Genomic DNA, 20,098 nt, shown 5'->3' on the forward strand with positions numbered 1-20,098 from the left:
GTCCCCATGTCCACTTCCAGCCCTTTTGCCGATACTTTGCCTGCCGAGCACGTTGCCGTGTGCCGCACGTATGCGGCGGTGCAAGAGCGTTGCAGCCGCCTGATTGCGCAGCAGCAGGCTGAAATAGCGCATTTGCAGGCGCAGGTGGTTCGCCTGCGGGCGGCTGCCATCGTGCGGGTGTCGGCGCTGGCATTTGTCCGTGCCGACCTTGCGCTGCTGTCTGGCACGCTGGCGCGGTGGCAGGCCAGCATGGCGGCGGCAGACAGCGTGATTTGCCAGACGGGTTGCCTCAGTCACGGTGCCTATTGGCGTGACAACGAGCAATGCCGGCGCACCGGCAAAGCCTGCACCGTACCGGATGCGCCAGTGACCACGCATCTGACAGAAAAAACAGGCTCTGACCCTTGCCAGTAAAGCGCGAGCAGCTATCAAAATAAATAAAAAAAACCCGCCGAGGCGGGTGGGGGTGCAGCCGGTGGGGTAGCCCACAGGCGCACCGCTGGCTCTGGCATGGGCGCTGGGGCCGGGCGCGTACCCGGCACGGCCAGCGCGCCCAGTGCGTTGGCGCTCAGTGCGCCAAAAAGTCCAGCACCATGCGGTTGAACTTGTCGGCGTGCTCCCACTGCGCCCAGTGGCCGCAGCGGCTGAACACGTGCAGCTCGGCGTTGGGCAGGCCCCACACCAGGCGCAGGCCCACGTCCAGGGGCACAAAGCGGTCGTCGCGGCCCCAGATGACCAGCGTCTGCGCCGTGACTTCGCCCAGGCGGTGGCCGTAATCGGGGAACTGCTTGGGGTTGGCCGTGCTGCTTTTGACGAAATTTTCCAGGTGGTCGCGGCGCGCCAGCATGTTGTCCAGGCGCGCTTGGTACAGCGCGTCGGTCAGGCTGCTGGCGTCGTAGACAAACACATTCATCATGCGCTTGAGGTTCTCGATGCTGGGGTCGCGGTAGAGCGCGCCAATCAGCTTGATGCCCTCGGTGGGCATGGGCACAAACTGGCTGGGGCCGCCGGTGCCGCCGCCCATCAGGATCAGCTTGCCCACGCGGGTGGGGTGGGCCAGTGCAAAGGCCACGGTGCTGTGCGCGCCCATGGAGTTGCCGATGATGTGGACTTTGTCCAGACCGATGGCGTCCATCAGGCCCTTCAGCGCGCGGGCGTTCAGGTCGGAGCGCGAGCCGGTGTTGACGATGGGGTCGCTTTTGCTCCAGCCGGGGCAGTCCAGCAGGATGACGCGGTAGCCCGCCGCCACCAGGGGCTCGATGTTGCGGTTGAAGTTGGCCCAGCCGCTGGCGCCGGGGCCCGAGCCGTGCAGCATGACCACGGTTTCGGCGCCTTGGCCGATGTCGTTGTAGTGCAGTTGCAGGTTCAGGTCGCCTTCCTGGATGCGGACAAATCGGCTGGTGGCGGCTTCGGTCAGGGCGGGGGTGGAGTCGGTCATGGTGTGTGTCGGGTGGGTGGTGCTATTAAATAAATAGCTGGTAGCGCTTGCTGCGCAAGGGCTGGAGGCTATTTTGGCCTGAACTGAAGGGCTGGGTGCGCGTTGGCGTACGCCAGCCCCGGCAATCAGCCTGCCTCGCTCATCACGGGCATGGCGTGTATGCGCTCGTGCTCCTGGGCCTTGAGCAAGTCCAGGGCCACGTCCACGATCATGTCCTCCTGACCGCCCACCATGCGCCGCTTGCCCAGCTCCACCAGAATGTCCACGGCTTTGAGACCGTATTTCTGGGCCGCCACTTCGCTGTGGCGCAGGAAGCTGCTGTACACCCCGGCGTAGCCCAGCGCCAGTGTCTCGCGGTCCACGCGCACGGGGCGGTCTTGCAGCGGGCGCACGATGTCGTCGGCGGCGTCCATCAGCCGGTACAGGTCGGTGCCGTGGTTCCAGCCCATGCGGTCGGCGGCGGCAATGAACACTTCCAGCGGCGCATTGCCCGCGCCCGCGCCCATACCCGCCAGGCTGGCGTCCACGCGGTCGCAGCCTTCTTCCACGGCCACGATGGAGTTGGCCACGCCCAGGCTCAGGTTGTGGTGGGCGTGCATGCCGGTTTGCGTCTCGGGCTTGAGCACGTCCTTGAAGGCACGGAAGCGATCGCGCACGTCGTTCATGGACAGCGCGCCGCCCGAATCGACCACGTAGCACACGGTGGCGCCGTAGCTTTCCATGAGCTTGGCCTGCTGGGCCAGGCCCTGGGGCGTTTGCATGTGGCTCATCATCAGAAAGCCCACGGCTTCCATGCCCAGGTGGCGGGCGTATTCGATGTGCTGGCGGCTGATGTCGGCTTCGGTGCAGTGGGTGGCCACGCGCACGATGCGCGCGCCCGCGTCGTAGGCGGCTTTGAGGTCGTGCACGGTGCCGATACCGGGCAGCAGCAGCGTGGCGATTTTGGCGTGCTGGACCACGCTGGCCACGGCCTCGATCCACTCCACGTCGGTGTGGGCGCCAAAGCCGTAGTTGAAGCTGCCGCCTTGCAGACCGTCGCCGTGGGCCACTTCGATGGAGTCGACCTTGGCATCGTCCAGCGCCTTGGCAATTTGCTTGGCCTGCGCCACGCTGTACTGGTGGCGGATGGCGTGGCTGCCGTCGCGCAGGGTCACGTCGGAAATGTAGATTTTCTTGTCCATGGTGCGCTCCTCAGGCGGTGGCTGCGGCCAGCATGCGCTGGGCCATGTGCTCGGCGGTGCGCAGGCCCGCGCTGGTCATGATGTCCAGGTTGCCGGCGTAGGCGGGCAGGTAGTGGGCTGCGCCCTCGACTTCCAGGAAGATCGAGGTCTTGAGGCCGCTCAGGTTCTTGCCCACGCCAGGAATGTGCAGGCCCTCCAGGCGGTCGAACTGCACTTTTTGCTTCAGGCGGTAGCCGGGCACGTAGGCCTGCACGTCGGCGGCCATGCGCTCTACCGAGGCGGCAATGGCGGCTTCGTCGGCCAGGTCGGACAGCGTATAGACCGTGTCGCGCATGATCAGCGGCGGCTCGGCCGGGTTGAGCACGATGATGGCTTTGCCCTTGGCAGCGCCGCCCACCACTTCGATGGCCTTGGAGGTGGTTTCGGTGAACTCGTCGATGTTGGCGCGTGTGCCAGGGCCTGCGCTTTTGCTGGAGATGCTGGCCACGATTTCGCCGTAGTGCACCTTGGCCACGCGCGAGACGGCTGCCACCATGGGGATGGTGGCCTGGCCGCCGCAGGTGACCATGTTGACGTTGGGCGCGTCCAGGTGGGCCTGGCCGTTGACCACGGGGATGCAGTACGGGCCGATGGCCGCAGGCGTGAGGTCGATCATGCGGATGCCGGGTTTGAGTGCGCGCAGCAAGGCGTCGTTCTGCACATGGGCACTGGCGCTGGTGGCGTCGAACACGAAGTCGATGTCTTTGAACACGTCCATGCGCGTCAGGCCCTGCACGCCTTCGTGCGTGGTGGCAACGCCCATGCGGGCGGCGCGCGCTAAGCCGTCGGAAGCCGGGTCGATGCCCACCATGGCGCCCATTTCGATGTGCTGGCCGTGGCGCAGAATCTTGATCATCAAGTCCGTGCCAATGTTGCCGCTGCCAATGATGGCAGCCTTGAGTTTGCGGGTCATGCTGGGGGTACTTTCAGTCCACAGAGGCGCCGCTGGCCTTGATCAGCGGTGCCCAGCGGGCCACTTCGGATTGCATGAAGCTGCCAAATTGCGCGGGCGACGAGGGGAAGGGCTGCATGCCTTGCTCCGAGAATCGCTTGAGGATTTCCGGGTCTTTCAGCGCCTTCAAGAAGGCGTCGTTCAGCTTGGCCACGACGGGCTCGGGCGTACCGGCTTTGGCCACGGCACCAAACCACACGCCTGCATCCACGCCCTTGATGCCCAGCTCGGCCAGCGTGGGCACATCGGGCAATTGTGGCGAGCGCTTGGCAGCGGCAATAGCCAGGGGCTTGAGCTTTTTGCCAGCGATCAGCGGCGCGGTGGTGATGACGGGGTCGAACATCATGTCCACCTGGCCTGCCATCACGTCTTGCAGCGCAGGGGCCGAGCCTTTGTAGGCCACATGGTTGTATTCGCCGCCGGTCTGGCCCCGGAACAATTCGCCCAGCAGGTGGCCGATGGAGCCAATGCCCTGCGAGGCAAAGTTCATGCCGCCTTTGCGGGTTTTGGCCTGCTGCACCAGGTCGTTGACGCTGTTGACCGGGCTGTTGGCGGGCACCACCAGCACCAGCGGCGAGGCGATCAGCGAACTGATGGGCGTGAAGTCTTTCAGCGGGTCGTAAGAGAACTTGCGAAACAGGTTCTGGTTGATGGCAAACATTTCTGTCGCGCCCACGAACACGGTGTGGCCGTCGGCAGCAGCTTGCTTGACCTGGGTGGCTGCAATTTGGCCGCCGCCACCGGGTTTGTTGTCCACGATGACCGATTGGCCCAGGGTGTCACCCATTTTTTGCGCCAGGGCGCGGGCAATGGTGTCGGTGATGCCGCCCGCAGGGAAGGGCACCACCATGGTCACGGGGCGGGTGGGAAAAGCGGGGGCCTGGGCGTGGGCCAGTCCGGCCAAAGCGGTGGCGGACAGGGCGGCAATAACGGTACGGCGAAGCAGCATGGGTGTCTCTTGGTGTGAATGGGGTGGGAGAAAAAGAAAAAATCAGGAGCCAAAGCGCGCGCGCACCGTGCCTACGCCGCTGATGCGCGCTTCGATGTGGTCGCCCGGCTGAACGGGGGCCATGGGGCCGAGGGCGCCGGTCAGCACCAGATCGCCCGCGCGCAGGGGCTGGCCTAGCGAGGCCATCTTGCGTGCCAGCCAGACGGCGGCATTGAGCGGGTGGCCCAGGCAGGCGGCGCCGTTGCCGCTGGAGACGGGCTGGCCGTTGCTGGTCATGGTCATTTCGACCAGCTTGAGGTCGAGGCCATGGAGCTTGGTGGGCACACCGCCCAGCACCACCAGACCGCTGGAGGCGTTGTCGGCCACGGTGTCGATGAACTGGATGTTCCAGTGGGCGATGCGGCTGCCCACGATCTCGATGGCGGGCAGCACATAGGCGGTGGCGTTGATGACGTCGATCAGCGTGGCGTCGTCCAGGTCGAGGTCACGCTCCAGCACCAGCGCCACTTCGGCTTCCACTTTGGGTTGCAGGGTGCGCGATGCCGGAATGATTTCGTCGTCGCCAAAAATCATGTCCGACAGCAGCGTGCCAAAGTCGGGCTGGTCTACGCCCAGTTGCTTTTGCACGGCCAGCGAGGTCAGGCCGATCTTGCGCCCCACGATGCGCCGACCCTGCTCCACGGCATGGCGCACGTTGGCCAATTGCACGGCGTAGGCGGTTTCGTTGTTCGGGATCTCGGTGCGCAGCGGGGCGATGGGCGTGCCGCTGGCCTCTGCACGGCGCAGCCGTTCGGCCCAGGCGTTGATCTGCATTTGTTCCGGGGTGCTCATAGACGGGGTTCCTTGGAGAAAAAAATCGCCATCATGCGGTCTGCATGAACAGCACACCGTAGCCCGCAATCAGCTCGGGCACGGCCTGGTAATGGTGCAAGGTGCAGCGCAGGGGGGCTTGGGGCAGGGCGGCGCGCGCCACCAGCCAGGTTTTGGATTCATGGGCCGACAGACCGGCTTCCTGCTCGATGGAGTCTTCCGTCCACTGCACCAGGGCGTCGAGCTGACCGTGCTCCAGCGCATCCATGTAGCGTTTGTCCCAGTCGGGGTTGAGCGGCTTCATGGAAGAGTCGCCAGCGGCCAGTGCCATGCCGGCGTCCATCACGCGCTGGGTTTTGGCAGCGCGCTCGGCCTGCGTGGGTTCGCGCTTGATGGTGATGCGCTCGCGGATGGCCGGGTCGGGGTGGGCCAGCGTGGGCACGGGCGGCTCGTGCGAGAGGCCGCCCGAGCCAATCAAGAGCGTGCGCTGCGGCAGGCCGTCCAGAAAATGACCAATGGCCTGGCCCAGTTGGCGGCAGCGGCGCAGGCGTGCAATGCCGGGCTGCGCCACGGCGTTCAGAAAAATCGGCACCACTGGCGGTGTGTCCAGCCCGCCCCACAAAAATTGCAGCGCTTGCGAGAAACCGTGGTCCACCTGCATGCGCCGCGACAGGGCGATGTCGAAGTCATCGTCCATCAGCCGCGTGGCCAGGGCCAGTGCGGCGTCGGTGGCCACGTTGAGTTCGCCCGGTGGCGTGAGGTAGTCGCCCACCGAAGTGGCGGCGCTGCCGATGCAGAACGGTGGCATCAGCTCGTTGAAAAAGCCGTTGTAGTGGTCGGGGCCGACCAGCACGATCAGCTCGGGGTCAAACGCCAGCACCTGCTGGCGCGCTTGCGCCACGGCGGCGTTGAGCGACTGCTCCACCTCGGCACTGATGGGGTTGAGCCCCAGCAGCGGCGAGTGCGACATGCCCAGAAAAGCGCGGGGTGCGGTCATGGCTCAGGCCTCCAGCGGCGCGGCCAGCAGGCGTGCCAGCGCGGCGGTGGTGGCATCCACGCCCTGGGGCGCGCAGATGGCGGCCACAAAGCGGTCGGGGCGCAAAAACACCACCGATTGGCTTTGCTGGCTGAACCAGTCCTTGATGCGGCCCTGCGCATCGCCCAGCGTGATGACGCCGGGGCGCAGCGCATCGCGGTAAGCCATTTGCACCTGTGGCTTGACGCAGATGAACTTCACGCCCATGCGCTGCCAGAAGGCGATGCTGCGCGCGCTCATGTTGAAGGTGGGGTCAGTGCCCCAGGCCAGCACGGCAAAGTTCAGGCCGATGGCGTCGTCCAGCAGCAGGGTTTCACCGGCTTCGGTGGTCACGCGCGGCTGGATGAACATGCGGCCCACGGGCGAGGGCTGGGGTGCTTCCAGCCCGTTGAGCACGCGGCCAATGAAGGATTCTTTTTTCTCGGCCATCAGGCCCAGCAGGCGGCCCATAGGGGTGTCGCCCGAGCGGCGCAGCAGGCCACCCATCAGCGGGCGCGATTCGCTGCGCTCGGGCGGCACGACGATGCCACGCTCGTAGCGGGGCATGGGCTTGAAGCGCATCTCGGCAAAGTACTGCTTGACCGGGGGCACGGCGTTGAGCGCCAGCATCAGCTTGTCGCGCACCTGGCCGACCAGCGGGTTCTCGGGGGCGAAGATGTCACCGGCCACTTCCGACAGGTGGATCATGGAGCGGGCGTGGTCGCGGCGCTCTTGGCCGTAGCTGTCGAGCATGGCTTCGCCGCACTTGCCTTGCACCACCATGGCCAGCTTCCAGGCCAGGTTGCAGGCATCGCGCATACCGCTGTTGTAGCCCTGGCCTTGCCACACCGGCATGATGTGCGCGGCATCGCCGGCCAGCAGCACGCGGTTGACGCGGAAGGTGGCGGCCAGGCGGGCGTTGTGGGTGTACACACGCTTGCGGATGTAATCGACCTTGTCCGGATCGGGCACCACCTTGCGCATGAGCTTAGCCATGTTCTCGGGCTTGGACAGTTCTTCTTCCGTCTCGCCCGGCATCACCATGAACTCAAAGCGGCGGATGCCGTGGGGCAGTGCAGCCGAGACGTAAGGGCGCTCGGGGTCGCAGCACATGTCGATGTGCGGTGTGCCCAGCGGGTCGTTGCGCACGTCCACCACGATCCATTGGTTGGCTTTGGTGCGGCCTTCGTAGGCCACGCCCAGCGTGCGCCGGATGATGCTGTTGCCCCCGTCGCAGGCGGCCACATAGCGGGCGCGCACGGTACGGGTCTGGCCTTTGCCGCTTTCCAGTTGCAGCGTCACGCCGTCGGCATCCTGGGTGATGCCGGTCACGCCGTGGTCAAACAAGGTGTCGACATGGGCAAAGCGCTTGAGGCCCTGGTAGAGGATGTTGTCCACCTGCGGCTGGATGAAGGCGTTGCGCCGCGACCAGCCGAACTCGTCGGTGCGCGGCTCAATCGATGCAAAGCACTGGCCGTCGGCGGTAAAAAAGCGCATCCAGTGGTCGGGCGTGATGTGCGCTGCCACCTCGTCGGCCAGCCCGGCAGTCTGGATGGTGCGCAGGGCCTCGTCGTCAATGCCGATGGCGCGGGGGTAGTCAATGATCTCTTCGAGCTTTTCAATCACCAGCGTTTTGACGCCAGCTACGCCCAGGGTGTTGGCAATGGTCAGCCCGACCGGGCCTGCACCGACGATCACGATGTCGGCATCAAAGTCCGCCGTGGCGGCCTTGGGAGAGGTGTTGGTGTCCATGGGTGTAGCTTTGGAGTGATTGCGACGGGGGGTGAAAAATGAATTTTGTTTGCGTTAGATCAAGCGGTAAACTGAGTGCATCCAGTGCACATAAAGCTCAGGGAAATCCCTTACTCTGCCGTTGAACCTCACTTGCACCGAGCGCCCCGTGCCCACACGCCCCCCACCACCGCCCTCTTTGCTGTCTGCCGCATCGGCTGCCCCGCCTTACAAGGACGTGCGCAGCCTGGCCCGGGGCCTGGACGTGCTCAAGGCCCTCAACCGGGCGCCGGGCGGTCAGGCCAGCACCACCGATCTGGCCAAGGCCTGTGGCGTACACCGCACCACCGTCAAGCGCCTGCTGGAGACGCTGCGCGCTGAGGGCTTTGTGCGCCATGGCGAGCGCGATGGCCAGTACTACCTGACGTTTGAAGTGCGCCGCCTCAGTGAAGGCTTTGAAGACGATGCCTGGATTGACCAGGTGGCCGCCCCGTTGATGAAGGCGTCTGTGCGCGAACTGCTGTGGCCCTGTGACCTGGGTACGCTGGAGTCGGGCTTCATGGTGGTGCGCGAGTCCACCCACCGCTGGAGCCTGCTGTCACAGCACCGCGCCATGATTGGAGAAAAAATGCCGCTGTTGGTCACGGCCCTGGGGCGCGCCTATCTGGCCGCTTGCTCGGATGCCGAGCGTCAAGCCCTGATCGCTTTGCTGGCGCAGCGCAACGACTGGCTGGGCGAGATGGCCCGTGACCAGTGCGCGGTACAGCGCCTGGTGGATGAAACCCGTGCGCGCGGCTACGCCACCAACGAGGGCGAATGGATACGCGAGGCCGAGTTTGCCGCTGTGGCCGTGCCGGTGTATTGCGCCAAGCGCTTGTTGGCGGTGCTGAATATGGTGTTTCCCAAAGCCGCAGTCGCGCCCCATGAACTGCAGGAGCGCTACGTTCCTGCCTTGCAGCGGCTGGCTGCTTCTATCGGCAGTGGCAGCCGATCCTGGCTGGAGTAGGGCCCGTGCCCCGCACCTGGTTGATCACCCCCTTTAATGGCCCCCCATGAAACGCACTGACTTTGTCGAAGACTCCGAAGACACCCCCTACACCCTGCAAGAGCGCGCTGCGGCCGCTTCGCGCAGTACCTGGGTCAGTGTGTGGGTCAACGTGGTGTTGTCCACCTTGCAGATTGTGGTGGGCGTGCTGTCCAAGTCGCAGGGGCTGATTGCCGACGGCATCCATTCGCTGTCGGATCTGGTGGCCGATTTTGTCGTGCTGCTGGCCAACCGGCACAGCCAGAAAGACGCTGATGCCAACCACCCCTACGGCCACCAGCGCTTTGAAACCGCTGCCTCGCTGGTGCTGGGCCTCCTGCTGCTGGCGGTGGGTGTGGGCATGGTGTGGTCGGCGGTGCTCAAGCTTGAAAACCCCGCCAGCGTGGCCCAGGTGCATGCCGTGGCCCTGTGGGTGGCGGGCGCGGCGCTGGTGGGCAAAGAGCTGCTGTTTCGCTACATGCTGGCGGTGGCCAAGCGCGTCAAGTCCAGCATGCTGGTGGCCAATGCCTGGCACGCGCGATCGGATGCGGCCTCGTCGCTGGTGGTGGGGATTGGCATTGCGGGCAACTTGGCGGGTTACCCCATCCTCGACCCGATTGCGGCGCTGATCGTCGGCTTCATGGTCGCCAAAATGGGCTGGACGTTTGGCTGGGATGCCCTGCATGACCTGATGGACCGCGCCGTCGATGCGCAAGAGGTGCAGGCCATTTGCCAGACGCTGCGCGACACCCCCGGCGTCAGTGATGTCCACGACGTGCGCACGCGCAAGATGGGCGACATGATCGTGGTCGATGCCCACATCGAAGTGGACGCCAGCCTGAGCGTCGAAGCGGGCCACGACATTGCCGTGGTGGCCCGCCAGCGCGTGATGCAGCGCCACCGTGTGCTCAACCTGATGACCCACGTAGACCCCTGGCGCCGCCCTGACCTGGACCACGCGCCGGTGCCGGTGCGCGACAGCGCTGCGCCGCCGGTGTAGTGCCCCGCGCTAGCGCCGTACCAGCCCCAGGTGCTGGCCCAGCAGGCGCACCAGCTCCAGCCATGCCAGGCACAGTGCCAGCAGCGCTGCCACGGTGACCATGCCCACCGTGCCGGGCAGTGCCAGCCCCATCAACCCGCGCAGCCAGGGCAGACCGGTGACTGCCGCCAGCATCAACAGCATGGCCGCCGTGATCCGCCACAGCCAGGGCGTGGGCGAGCGCACCGACCACAGGGCGGGCCGCGCCACGTTGCGCTGCGCCAGAATCAGCAGCATCACGCTGAGCACCAGCGTGATAAACACCACGCCCCGGCTTTGTGCTGCACTGGCCCCTTGGGCATTGAACCAGGCATGGCCCCACAGCAGCAGCACTGCAATGCCCAGGCCCTGCACCACGGCATAGCCCAGGGCCGCCAGGGCAAAGGGCGAATCGCCGACCGCGCGCGGCGCACGCTCCATCAGGCCCGGGGCCTCGGGCTCGGCCTCCAGCACCACCGCGCAGGTCGGGTCTATCAGCAATTGCAGCAGCACGATGTGTACTGGCAGCAGCAGCGCTGGCCATTGCAAGAGCGTGGGGATCAGTGCCAGCGCAATGATCGGAAGGTGAACCGCGAAGGTAAAGCGGATGGCTTTGCGCAGGTTGTCGTCAATGCGCCTGCCCTGGCGGATGGCGGCCACGATGCGGGCAAAGCTGTCGTCCAGCAGCACCAGGGCGGCGGCCTCGCGGGCCACGTCGGTGCCGCGCTCGCCCATGGCGATGCCCACATCGGCGGCCTTGAGCGCGGGGGCATCGTTGACACCATCGCCTGTCATGGCTACCACCTCGCCGCTGGCACGCAGCAGTTGCACCAGACGCAGCTTGTGCGCGGGTGTCAGGCGCGCGCACAAGTCCACATGGCGCAGGCGCGCGGTCAGGGCGGCATCGTCCAGCGCTTCGAGTTCAGCGCCGGTCAGCACCTCGGGGCGCGCCGACAGGCCCACCTGCTGCGCAATCGCGCGGGCCGTGGCCGGGTGGTCGCCAGTCATCATGACCACACGCACACCTGCGCGGCGGCATTGCGCCAGGGCGGCAGGCACTTCGGGGCGTGGTGGGTCGGCCAGTGCCAGCAGGCCCAGAAATTCAAAGTCGAAGTCGTGCTGGCTTTGCGGCCAGGGCGGGCTTTGGTCGGGCGCCAGGGCCGGGCCCCTCCAGCGCCCGCGCGCCACGCCCAGCACGCGCAGACCCCGCTCGGCCATGGACTCGACCTGGCGGCGGATGGTTTCGCGCTGCGCAGCGCCGAGGTGGCACAGGTCGGCCACAGCCTCGGGGGCGCCCTTGGTGGCCAGCAGGTGTGTGTCGGGTTCGTCGCTGGCAAACACGCGCGTCATGGCCAGGATGTCGCCCGAGAGCGCGTATTCAAACTCCGACTCGTACCCGTCGTGGACATGTTCGGTGCCCGCCAGCCATTGGTGGCCAAAGTGCTGGATGGCTTTTTCCATCGGGTCGAACGGGTCGCCCGGCGTGGCCAGCATGGCAAATTCGGTCAGCAGGTGGAAGGTTTCGGGCAGGTGGGCGTCCTCTGGCGTAAAGCGTGCGTTGGCCGTGGCCAGCTCTGCCACGGCCATGCGGTTCATGGTGAGCGTGCCCGTTTTGTCCACCGCCAGCACGGTGATGGCGCCCAGCGTTTCTACTGCCGTGACGCGCCGCGTCAGCACCTTTTGCTGCGAAATCCGCCACGCGCCCAGCGCCAGAAACACCGTGAGAATCACCGGGATTTCTTCGGGCAGGATGGCCATGGCCAGCGCAATGCCAGACAGCAGGCTGTCGAGCAGCGCCCCGCCGTTCCACCACCAGCCCAGCACCACCTGCGCACTGGCCAGCACCACCGCGATGGCGCCCAGCCGACGCACCAGCGTGCGCGAACCTTGTTGCAGCGCCGAGGCGGGCTCGGCAGTGGTCGCCAGATCGGCACCCAGGCGGCCCACTGCGGTATGGCTGGCGGTGGCGCACACCCGCGCCAGCCCCACGCCACGCGTGACCACGGTGCTGGCAAATAAGGCCCCCACGCTGGCCACGGTGTGTGCTGCGCTGCCCCCTGAGGGGGCTGGCTTGGATTGGGGCGGTGCGGTGCTGGCGGCAGCAGCGGCAGCGGTTGCCTGATCGGCCTGCGCTGCGGGCAGTTTGGTAACGGGCACGGCCTCGCCGGTGAGCAGCGACTCGTCCACTTCCAGCTGGCCCTGGATCAACTGCGCATCGGCGGCGATGCGGTCGCCCTCGTGCAGTATCAGCAGGTCGCCGCGCACCACATCCTGCCCGGCAATGCGTTGCTCCTGGCCATCGCGCATGACCAGGGCGCGCGGTGCCGACAGGTCGCGCAGGGATTCGAGTGCACGCTGCGTCTTGTGCTCTTGCGCCAGCGTGATGCCGATCACCACGAAGACAAAACTGAGCAAGAACAGCGCCTCGCCCCGGTCGCCCAGCGCCAGGTAGATGCCGCCCGCCGCCAGCAGCATCAGCAGCATGGGCTCAGTGAGCACGTCCCACAACAAGGCCGCCGCAGAGCGCGGGGCACTGCCGGGCAGCGCATTGGGGCCATCGATGGCCAGGCGGCGCGCTGCTTCGGCGCTGCCCAGGCCCTGGTGGGCATCGGCTGTCGTATCCGCCACGGGGGTGGTCACAGGGGCGGTGGACGGGCGCGTATCGTGGGGTGGCATACCGGGCTTTCTTCCAGCGTGGGGGTGCTGCTCTCCGGAATTTAAGCCAAATATGAGTTCAAGCCTTACGTGATGTGCGCAAGCAGCTATTTATTTGATAGCAAAAATTGGTTGGCACCCTGACCAGCGCAGCGTTTGCCTGCCCCAGTTCTGCTGGCACGCGCTTGGTGTGGGGGTGGGGCGATGATAGCCGTGTGCGAAATCGCTTCGCAAAAGGAAAAACCCCTTGCAAGTCAATGAATTGCAAGGGGTTTTGTTTTGGCGGGAGGGCGGGAGTCGAATTCACCAATGAAAACGCCTTGGAAAATGCAATTTGTTCCCCGATTTGTTCCCCGGTTTCGCGTTTGTTCCCCGGTTTTGGGATTCGTGTTCCTCCATGTTTCTATGCTACTTTTTTTGTAGCTTGATTTTGTTGGGCTGTCGCCCCTTTGCAACAGCGACCACGAAGCGCTCTAGCCACGGCGGCAGGCTGGCGCTGGTCGAAGTGGTGGGCGCCATGCCGTGTGCGTTCGCGGTGAAGTCCAAGGGGGTGGCGTTTTGCCGCATGCACCCCGTCAACCTGGGCGATGGGTCAGATTTGAAATCCAGCCCCTTGCCATCGAGGGCTGAAAGTTCAGCCGTGGTGCCAGCATTTGCCAGCAGCACGGTGAATGGGCAGTGGTCGGTATCGATGGCTCAGTTTTGAGCCATCGTCTTTTGATGCCGGGAAATCCGGCCTCAAGGCCGTGGCGCACGGCAGGCGGTGAAGTTCAAAGGGCGCGGCGTTTTAGCACCCCCTTCGGCCTGGGCAGGCGCACCCACTGGGATTTCAAATCTGGTTGGGCCTCGCGCGCGCGTACTGTTCGGAAAACTCGGGGGTGCGCAGTGAGCAGCAATGCCCGCTTGAACCATAACATTTGATAACAGGCGGTGGCAACCATTGGCAACTTCGTGCAGCCCTCGCGCGCACGCGCGTATTGTTCGGAAAACTCGGGGCTGCGCGGCTTGCTCGGTGTTCGCCCAAACTGGATGCCCACCATAGCGGGGCCACCCAAAGCGGGAAAGTCCCGGTTTGCCCCCAACGGGCGAAGCGGGGATCCAGTCACGGCCTGCCAGGCACAGCCACCAGCGTGGCCCGCCGAAATAACCGGCTCAGTTTTGAGCCGGTATTGCTGCACACACTGGGCGCATAGCCAGCGCGGTCCAGCCCCCGCAAACGCCCGATTTCTTGTTTACCCCGCTGTTTACCAGCACCTTGTTTACGCGCTAACCACGGCGCTAACCTGCCAGCGCTAACCTGCGCCAGCACCCCCGATTCCGTGCGTACCAGACCGCGTACCGCATCCTTGCGCACCGTCCCGAAGGTAAGGTTTTGACAGGCTCCCGTGGAAACCCCCTTCCTGTAAACCTGCGGTTGGAAACTGAAGTTTTCTGAAGTTCAAAAAGTACGCTTTCGCTGTTACAGCGGGCGTTACAGCCTCCATCAAAGTGCGGTTTCGCCGTCAACCGGCCCGTCAACCAGGGCCGTCAACCCGTCCAGAAAAGTGCGCTTTCGTTGGTAACCGGCCTGGTAACCATGCGCTGGTAACCATCCAGCAAATGCCTGATTCCTTGGATACCAGCGTGGATACCGCCGCTGGAATGTAGAGTTTTGTTGGGTTCTGCCATGGTCATCGCAGCAGGGCATGGTGCAGGGCCAATCCCACAGCCTGCGGGAACTGGATGCCCGCCACTGGCGGATGTTGGGCCGCGCGCCCAAAGCAAAAACCCGGCACGTTGGCCGGGTCGGTGATGGTCAGATTTGAAATCTGGCCAAGATTGCTGGGCCACCACGGCGGCGCACGGTCACAGCGGCGGCAATCTGTACTGAATTGGTTTGGTGCTGCTCAGATGGCTGCATGGGTTGAGCATCCAGTCGAGTAAACGAGATACGACCCCTTAAATCCAAGGAGCCGCAAGAAATACTCTCGAACCAAGTCTTGAATTTGGTCATAGACCGCTCGCTGGTCATGATGTGAAAGTGCGGACAATCCAGTGTGAACCACGTCATTGCGCAATGAAATGATTGAGCTTATGTCCGGCGTCATGCCGACCTCTTTGAACATCTTTGTCAGCAGCTCACGGAACTTCCAAGTTTCGGCTTTGCGCTCCGGTTTCTTTCTGAAGTATCCATCAATGAATGGCAAGCCCTCATTGGCGGCGTAGTGGTGCTTCAGATTCTCAAGTAAGACGGAAGCGAAGATGGATCGACATTCAGTCGGAAGGCCCAATGCGTCAGCTTGAAGCATGTAGTCAAAGGCAACGGCAAGCTTTCGACGGTGCTCCAGCAAAGCGAATGCTGGATAAGTCTGATCAACGAATTCTCTGACCTTCGCACCAAGTTGGATTTGAATGGTTGATCGATTTGATCGCGTAACCCCGACAACTGCTTTGCGTGTACTGTTTTTTCCATCTGGGTAGTCGTGCCCATAGCAGACCACCTTAGACATACAAGCAAGCGACAACAGCCAGCAGATACGGTCTATTATTGCCAATACCAACTCCACGTCAGCATTCTCAACGTTCGGGACAAGAATCTCAGTGGTCGCTGAAAAACTGCCTTCGAAATAAGAGCGTGGCTTCTGAATGGCATCAGCCTTTTGCGTAAGAACGAACACACGATTTTCACAGGTGAATTGCACCGTGTCGCAAATGGACTTCTCTCCATGCCTGGTTATCGACTCGCCCCCAATCAAACAGTTAGCGATATACGCTCTGAGATTAGCCATGGTCGTCTCTTTAGGGTTATGAAACCCTAGTATGGCAGTAAACCTGATGTCTCTCGGAAATGCCGCTTTGTTCACATAAATGAGAACAATTGGCTCCAACGCAACCCGCAACCCCGGGTTGCACAGTCCTACCCCACCAGGTTCTCCAGCACGGCATCCGTGTCGTTGCGGTCGAACATCTCGTGTGCGGCCATGTAGCGCAGCACGGCCTTGGCCTCGTCGCGGGTCTTGGGCCGGATGCTGGCCAGGCAGTGGGCCTCGATGTAGTGGCGCCGGGCACTGACCTCGGGCAGGTCGTCCCCTGCGTTGTCCCAGCCGTTGCGCAGGTGGTAGAGCGCATCCCAGAATTCCAGCTCGTGCAGGCAGTCGGCCAGAGTGTGCGGGGCCATGTCCTGGTGGTGGTCAAACGCGGCATTGGCCTGGGCCTGGTCGTACTCGCGCCAGCCCTTGGTGACCACCGGCACCAGCGCCAGCGCATCCACGCAAAACCGCTCGGGCGCAGTCTCGGCAAACACCGCCTGCTCACTGCCAAACCGGGCCAGTGCCTCGCGCTTGCGGGCCTGCTTATCCAGTGTGCGCTCGGCCAGCCCCTTGAGGTCGGCAAAGCCGATGCTGCCGAACACGGCGCGCATGGTGTTGCCGCCACTCTCGCGCATGAGGAAGTCCCCGTAGCGTTTTTCCAGCTCTTTGACCGGGGTCTTGATGCGCTCGGCGGCCTGCATGGCCTTGGCAATCAGGGCGCCATCCCCCGTCTGCACGACCTGGCGCAGCCACAGCACAGCATCCAAGTCCTTGTTCCCCGTGACGGCCACGGGCTGGGGCGGTGCAACCGGGGGTTGCAGTGCGGTGCAGGCGCTGGCCACAGGCTCGGGCAGCCGGAAGAACGCCCGCAGCGTGGTGTTGTCGCGCGTGATGCCTGCACGGCTGCTGATGGCCTTGACCGTGCCCAAGGGGATGTTCAGGGCCTGGGCCACGGCGCGGGCCGATTGCGTGCGGCGCAGCGCCAGCACCTGGGCGCGCAGCGGGGGCGGTGTGGTGGTGGTCATGCTGGGCACCTCACTGCAAACGGTGAACACGGGCCGGATCGATGGCCGGCATGGACACGCCTGCGGCCTCCAGCTCGGCCAGCATCGCATCCATGTGCGCCTGGGCTTCTTCCAAGGTCATGCCCAACTGGGCGGCCACGGCCTCCAGGCTGACCACGGGCTGGCCGTCCTCCGTGTAACCGTCAGGCTTGGGCAGCAGGCCCGTGCTCTCGGCCATCCGGGTGATCTCGTCCCGCAAGGTGCGCGGCGCCAGCGCCATTGCCCGCTGCATGGCGCGCTTGGCCTGGGGGTGCTCGTGCCCCAGCGCTTCTACGGTGCGCGTGAGTTCGTCCACGGCGGCCAGGAACTCGGGCGATGCGTCGGCCAGGTGGTGGGTGCGGGGTTGGGTGTCGGTCATGGTGTTCTTTCAGGTGGTGGCCAGCGCGGCCAGGTAGGTGTCGTGCAGGTGCTGGCCGGTGGCGCAGCGGTCGGCGTGGCCGGTGGCAGCGGCCTTGCAGGCGGGGCACTGCCCCCAGTGCGCCAGGTAAGCAGCGTCTGCCGCGCGCCAGGGCTGCGCCACGTCCAGCCAGGTGGGCGACATTTGCTTGACTGGTGGCGTAGCTGGCGCAGGGCGAGGCGGTGCCGGTGGCAGTTGCGCTTCAGGTTTCTTCAGGTTTTGTGCAGGATCGTTGGCAGCTTCGGCCAGCAGACCCAGCAGCCCATCACGGTGCTGGCGCAGCAACGGGGCCTGCTCCGGTGCCCGTGGCTGGCGCTGCCTGAGAAAGGGGGCTGTCATGGCGCCACGGCCTTTCTGGCGGCCTGCGCGGCGCGCTGCATAGCCAACTGCATCACCTGCTCTGGGGCGCGCTGGTGCTCGGCCAGCAGCAGCCCGGTGAACAAGCGCTTGGGCTTGATGGCCAGGCGCTGGTAGCCACCTTCGCGCTGGGGTGCTGCTGCCGCTTCTGGGCGCACCACAGCATCCAGCCCGGGCAGCCCGGTGAACAAGCGTTCTGGGTTGGGGCGCAGGCGCAGGTAGCTGCCCTGGTCAGCCACGCCCCCATCGTGTTTGCCGTGCAGCGTGCTGGCCGTTTTTTGCTGTGCGCTGGTTGCAGCAGCTACTTCCCCTTGGTCGTCTGTAGATGGTATTTCTAGAAGGTCACCGTCTGGCGGTGTAGAGAAATAGCAAAAAACCCCCTTGATAGCACCGTCTGGCGGTGCAGTGGCAGCGCTCTCTACACCGTCTGGCGGTGCTATAAAACGAGGTTTTGCACCGTCTGGCGGTGTAAGCACGTAACCATGTGTTACTTGATTTGGTGGTTTTTTCACGGTCTTTTTGGGCTGGGTGGTGGTCGGTAAAGGAGCCGTTTTGGTGCGGTAGGCACCGCGCTGAAAGCTGCTGCGGGCTCCCGGGTCAAAGCCGTCGATGTGATCCAGCGTGGCCCATGTGACGGCGTACAAGCTGGCCTTATTCGGTCGGTGGCCCTTGACGGTTTCAAAGATGAACCCGGCATCGATCAGCTCCTTCTTGGCGCGGGTGATGACGGCATTGCTCGTCCAGCCGCGTTTGGCAAGGTAGGTGCCCGATGCCAGCAGCATCCCGTTGTTGTCGCGCACGTACTGCCTGGCAAACTCCATCAGCAGGCCCCTGGCCGGGTGGCTCAGGGCCTGGTAGGCGGGCGAATCCAGCACCACCCACGGCATGGCCACAAAGCCCCCAGCGTCACGGCTGGCAGCGGCGGCTTTCCACTTCTTCTTGCTGCTCATCTCACTCCCCCTTGCAGGCGCACTTGCATCAACAGTTGGCGCAGCGCCAGCACCCCGGCGCGCTGGTGCAGGTCGTTGGCGTCCTCGCCCTCGATGGGGCTCATGCACCACGGCAGGCCCGTCTGCTCGGCGGCTGCCTGGCCGGTGCCGCTCTTGTCGTGGTCAGCAAACACGCAGGCGCGGCCCTTCATGGCCTGGGCCACCTGCACCAGGTTGTGAGCGCTGAACGCCACCAGCACGGCGGCCTGCATGCCCATGCCGCGCAGCGCCTCCAGCACCGATAGGCCGGTGGCGTAGCCCTCCACCAGCACCGTCTCCGGCGCGCGGGCTGGCCCCATGCGGAAAACTGCGCCAGCGGCCTTCATGCCGTAGGGCTGCATCTTCTTTTCGTGCTTGCGCTCGGCCTCCAGCCAGCGAATGGCCTGCACGCCTTGCAGCGCGTTGGTCTGGTTGTGTCGCATGGGGATGAGCAAGGCGCCGTCCGGGGCAATCAGCCCCTGGGCCAGTGGGAAACCTTTGATGTGCAGATAGCTGTGCTCGCCGGGCGTGGCCGCTTGCAGCATGGTTTGGGCCTGCTGGGCGGCGCGCTGGTAGCCCTGCTCCTGCTGGATGCGCTGGGCCTGGCGCTTGGCCCGCCAGGTGTCCTTCTCGGCCTGCGTCCAAGGCTGGGCGCTGGGGTCGTTGAACCACTGCACCTGGGCCTGGTCTGACCAGTTGAACACCCAGCCGCGCTGGCCGTCCCAGAAGTAAGCGCCATTGCTGGAGCGTGGCTTCTCGGTCGTGCCGCAGCGTTTGATCTTCTCGCCGGGGTACAGGCGCGCCGGGTCGATCTCCAGCCCGTGGGCGCGGGCAAACTGGATGAAGCTGCTCATGCTCTGGCCCTCGCCTTGGCACGGCTGATGTTGCGTGCCTTGATCTTGCTGGCCACGGCAGGCGACACCGGCACATCGGGCGTGCTGCTGAGATGCCACGCTTCGGGCGGCCAGTGGCCCACCATGTCCTTGAACAAGTAGCACGCGCGCCAGTGCTGTTTGTCCGGGGCACTGTTGGCGCGGGCGTAGGCGCAGACTTGCCCCCACAGGTGCGCTGGGCTGTCGGCCAGCACCTTGCGGTTCTTGCCCTTGCCAATGGCAATCTCCACCATCTGGCCAGACTCTGCGGCCTCGCGCTCAGGGGCTGGTTTCTCGAAACCGCAGGCCATGCAGTGCTTGCGGAAAGGCTGGTGGCCACAGCTCGGGCAGCCCTTGGCCTCATATTCCTCGGGTTCCTTGCGCGGTGTCTTGTCCAGCTTCTGGCCTGCGTCCAGCGATTCGATGCCCTCATGGAACACCTGCTCAAAGTCTTCGGCAAAACGCAGGATGTTGCCGCTGTGGTCGAGCAAGATGCAGTCGGTTTTGCCCGTGGCGGGGCTGGAGCGCAGGCCCCGGCCCCACATCTGGATGGCAGTCGAGAGGCTTTTGCGCAGCGGTCGGCAGTCCACCACGCAGCCCACGTCCGGCACGTCAAAGCCCTTGGCCAGCGCCTCCACGCTGATGAGCACGCGCAAGCTCGCATCCGGCTTGGAGAACTCGCGCACCAGCACTTCACGTTCGCTGGCGCTGGTTTCGCTGGTGAACACGGCTGCCATCACCCCAGCCTCAGTGAACTGGCGGCACAGTTCCTTGCAGTGGGCAATGCTGCCGCCGAACACGATGGTTTTGCGGCCCTCGCTGTGCTGCATCCATTCGGC

General features: G+C 64.7%; 19 protein-coding genes. 4 read left to right on the forward strand and 15 right to left on the reverse strand.

Going from position 1 to position 20,098, the window contains the following annotated elements; all coding sequences use genetic code 11:
* The first annotated feature begins 6 nt into the window (after window positions 1-6).
* Window positions 7-414 carry a hypothetical protein gene (locus EV674_RS06185; protein ID WP_119012467.1) on the forward strand — a complete coding sequence of 136 codons (408 nt, stop codon included), beginning with the start codon at window positions 7-9 and terminating at the stop codon, window positions 412-414.
* 154 nt (window positions 415-568) lie between these two features.
* Here EV674_RS06185 and EV674_RS06190 read toward each other — a convergent pair whose 3' ends face one another.
* The 7 genes from EV674_RS06190 to mhpA form a co-directional block, all read right to left on the reverse strand.
* Window positions 569-1,438: an alpha/beta fold hydrolase gene (locus EV674_RS06190; RefSeq protein ID WP_119012466.1), complete on the reverse strand. Its 870-nt coding sequence runs from the start codon at window positions 1,436-1,438 to the stop codon at window positions 569-571.
* Between the two features lie 125 nt (window positions 1,439-1,563).
* Entirely contained in the window at window positions 1,564-2,619 is a 1,056-nt protein-coding gene (gene dmpG, locus EV674_RS06195; protein ID WP_119012465.1) for a 4-hydroxy-2-oxovalerate aldolase, read from the reverse strand.
* A gap of 10 nt (window positions 2,620-2,629) precedes the next feature.
* On the reverse strand, window positions 2,630-3,571 hold the full coding sequence (locus EV674_RS06200) for an acetaldehyde dehydrogenase (acetylating) (RefSeq protein ID WP_119012464.1): 942 nt from the start codon (window positions 3,569-3,571) through the stop codon (window positions 2,630-2,632).
* Window positions 3,572-3,584: 13 nt separating this feature from the next.
* On the reverse strand, window positions 3,585-4,559 hold the full coding sequence (locus tag EV674_RS06205; RefSeq protein ID WP_119012463.1) for a Bug family tripartite tricarboxylate transporter substrate binding protein: 975 nt from the start codon (window positions 4,557-4,559) through the stop codon (window positions 3,585-3,587).
* A 42-nt stretch (window positions 4,560-4,601) separates the two neighbouring features.
* Window positions 4,602-5,390 carry a 2-keto-4-pentenoate hydratase gene (gene mhpD, locus EV674_RS06210; RefSeq protein ID WP_119012462.1) on the reverse strand — a complete coding sequence of 263 codons (789 nt, stop codon included), beginning with the start codon at window positions 5,388-5,390 and terminating at the stop codon, window positions 4,602-4,604.
* Window positions 5,391-5,421: 31 nt separating this feature from the next.
* Window positions 5,422-6,366, reverse strand: a complete 945-nt coding sequence (locus tag EV674_RS06215) for a 3-carboxyethylcatechol 2,3-dioxygenase (protein WP_206613233.1) — start codon at window positions 6,364-6,366, stop codon at window positions 5,422-5,424.
* Window positions 6,367-6,369: 3 nt separating this feature from the next.
* A complete protein-coding gene (gene mhpA / locus EV674_RS06220; protein ID WP_119012461.1) occupies window positions 6,370-8,136 on the reverse strand; it encodes a bifunctional 3-(3-hydroxy-phenyl)propionate/3-hydroxycinnamic acid hydroxylase MhpA in 1,767 nt (588 codons plus the stop codon).
* Window positions 8,137-8,284: 148 nt separating this feature from the next.
* Here mhpA and EV674_RS06225 point away from each other — a divergent pair, with 148 nt between their 5' ends.
* Together EV674_RS06225 and EV674_RS06230 are read left to right on the forward strand one after the other, a co-directional pair.
* A complete protein-coding gene (locus tag EV674_RS06225) occupies window positions 8,285-9,121 on the forward strand; it encodes a DNA-binding transcriptional regulator (protein WP_241524882.1) in 837 nt (278 codons plus the stop codon).
* A 46-nt stretch (window positions 9,122-9,167) separates the two neighbouring features.
* The gene (locus EV674_RS06230; RefSeq protein ID WP_119012460.1) at window positions 9,168-10,139 is read left to right on the forward strand and encodes a cation diffusion facilitator family transporter; all 972 of its coding nucleotides are present in this window, start codon (window positions 9,168-9,170) and stop codon (window positions 10,137-10,139) included.
* Between the two features lie 9 nt (window positions 10,140-10,148).
* Here EV674_RS06230 and EV674_RS06235 read toward each other — a convergent pair whose 3' ends face one another.
* Entirely contained in the window at window positions 10,149-12,833 is a 2,685-nt protein-coding gene (locus tag EV674_RS06235) for a cation-translocating P-type ATPase (protein ID WP_119012459.1), read from the reverse strand.
* Between the two features lie 313 nt (window positions 12,834-13,146).
* Between EV674_RS06235 and EV674_RS17355 the strand changes: the two genes are divergently transcribed.
* Window positions 13,147-13,518, forward strand: coding sequence for a hypothetical protein (locus EV674_RS17355; protein ID WP_157983665.1), 372 nt, complete (start codon window positions 13,147-13,149; stop codon window positions 13,516-13,518).
* 1,180 nt (window positions 13,519-14,698) lie between these two features.
* Here the strand turns inward: EV674_RS17355 and EV674_RS06245 are convergent.
* The 7 genes from EV674_RS06245 to EV674_RS06275 all read right to left on the reverse strand — a co-directional run.
* Window positions 14,699-15,580: a hypothetical protein gene (locus tag EV674_RS06245; protein ID WP_132750383.1), complete on the reverse strand. Its 882-nt coding sequence runs from the start codon at window positions 15,578-15,580 to the stop codon at window positions 14,699-14,701.
* Between the two features lie 128 nt (window positions 15,581-15,708).
* The gene (locus tag EV674_RS06250; protein ID WP_132750384.1) at window positions 15,709-16,626 is read right to left on the reverse strand and encodes a hypothetical protein; all 918 of its coding nucleotides are present in this window, start codon (window positions 16,624-16,626) and stop codon (window positions 15,709-15,711) included.
* Between the two features lie 10 nt (window positions 16,627-16,636).
* Window positions 16,637-17,023 (reverse strand): hypothetical protein, encoded by a 387-nt coding sequence (locus tag EV674_RS06255; protein WP_132750385.1) that lies wholly within the window; start codon window positions 17,021-17,023, stop codon window positions 16,637-16,639.
* Window positions 17,024-17,032: 9 nt separating this feature from the next.
* Complete coding sequence (locus EV674_RS06260) at window positions 17,033-17,401, reverse strand: hypothetical protein (protein WP_132750386.1); 369 nt, start codon at window positions 17,399-17,401, stop codon at window positions 17,033-17,035.
* Complete coding sequence (locus tag EV674_RS17540) at window positions 17,398-18,369, reverse strand: hypothetical protein (protein ID WP_207902182.1); 972 nt, start codon at window positions 18,367-18,369, stop codon at window positions 17,398-17,400. Before EV674_RS17540 ends, EV674_RS06260 begins: the two co-directional genes overlap by 4 nt.
* Window positions 18,366-19,241 carry a toprim domain-containing protein gene (locus EV674_RS17545; RefSeq protein ID WP_207902184.1) on the reverse strand — a complete coding sequence of 292 codons (876 nt, stop codon included), beginning with the start codon at window positions 19,239-19,241 and terminating at the stop codon, window positions 18,366-18,368. The genes EV674_RS17540 and EV674_RS17545 overlap by 4 nt, the downstream gene beginning before the upstream one ends.
* Window positions 19,238-20,098 (reverse strand): DEAD/DEAH box helicase (locus EV674_RS06275; protein ID WP_279389229.1); only part of this gene is annotated, 861 nt, incomplete at its 5' end. The genes EV674_RS06275 and EV674_RS17545, both read right to left, overlap by 4 nt.

Origin of the sequence: Simplicispira metamorpha (genome assembly GCF_004341365.1) — a bacterium.
In the GTDB taxonomy this organism is placed as follows: Bacteria; Pseudomonadota; Gammaproteobacteria; order Burkholderiales; family Burkholderiaceae_C; genus Simplicispira; species Simplicispira metamorpha.

What these genes read in the sequence shown, in the direction of transcription:
- EV674_RS06185 (WP_119012467.1), top strand. Translation starts at nt 7, where the DNA reads ATGTCCACTTCCAGCCCTTTTGCCGATACTTTGCCTGCCGAGCACGTT.
- EV674_RS06190 (WP_119012466.1), bottom strand. Translation starts at nt 1,438, where the DNA reads ATGACCGACTCCACCCCCGCCCTGACCGAAGCCGCCACCAGCCGATTT.
- dmpG (WP_119012465.1), bottom strand. Translation starts at nt 2,619, where the DNA reads ATGGACAAGAAAATCTACATTTCCGACGTGACCCTGCGCGACGGCAGC.
- EV674_RS06200 (WP_119012464.1), bottom strand. Translation starts at nt 3,571, where the DNA reads ATGACCCGCAAACTCAAGGCTGCCATCATTGGCAGCGGCAACATTGGC.
- EV674_RS06205 (WP_119012463.1), bottom strand. Translation starts at nt 4,559, where the DNA reads ATGCTGCTTCGCCGTACCGTTATTGCCGCCCTGTCCGCCACCGCTTTG.
- mhpD (WP_119012462.1), bottom strand. Translation starts at nt 5,390, where the DNA reads ATGAGCACCCCGGAACAAATGCAGATCAACGCCTGGGCCGAACGGCTG.
- EV674_RS06215 (WP_206613233.1), bottom strand. Translation starts at nt 6,366, where the DNA reads ATGACCGCACCCCGCGCTTTTCTGGGCATGTCGCACTCGCCGCTGCTG.
- mhpA (WP_119012461.1), bottom strand. Translation starts at nt 8,136, where the DNA reads ATGGACACCAACACCTCTCCCAAGGCCGCCACGGCGGACTTTGATGCC.
- EV674_RS06230 (WP_119012460.1), top strand. Translation starts at nt 9,168, where the DNA reads ATGAAACGCACTGACTTTGTCGAAGACTCCGAAGACACCCCCTACACC.
- EV674_RS06235 (WP_119012459.1), bottom strand. Translation starts at nt 12,833, where the DNA reads ATGCCACCCCACGATACGCGCCCGTCCACCGCCCCTGTGACCACCCCC.
- EV674_RS06245 (WP_132750383.1), bottom strand. Translation starts at nt 15,580, where the DNA reads ATGGCTAATCTCAGAGCGTATATCGCTAACTGTTTGATTGGGGGCGAG.
- EV674_RS06250 (WP_132750384.1), bottom strand. Translation starts at nt 16,626, where the DNA reads ATGACCACCACCACACCGCCCCCGCTGCGCGCCCAGGTGCTGGCGCTG.
- EV674_RS06255 (WP_132750385.1), bottom strand. Translation starts at nt 17,023, where the DNA reads ATGACCGACACCCAACCCCGCACCCACCACCTGGCCGACGCATCGCCC.
- EV674_RS06260 (WP_132750386.1), bottom strand. Translation starts at nt 17,401, where the DNA reads ATGACAGCCCCCTTTCTCAGGCAGCGCCAGCCACGGGCACCGGAGCAG.
- EV674_RS17540 (WP_207902182.1), bottom strand. Translation starts at nt 18,369, where the DNA reads ATGAGCAGCAAGAAGAAGTGGAAAGCCGCCGCTGCCAGCCGTGACGCT.
- EV674_RS17545 (WP_207902184.1), bottom strand. Translation starts at nt 19,241, where the DNA reads ATGAGCAGCTTCATCCAGTTTGCCCGCGCCCACGGGCTGGAGATCGAC.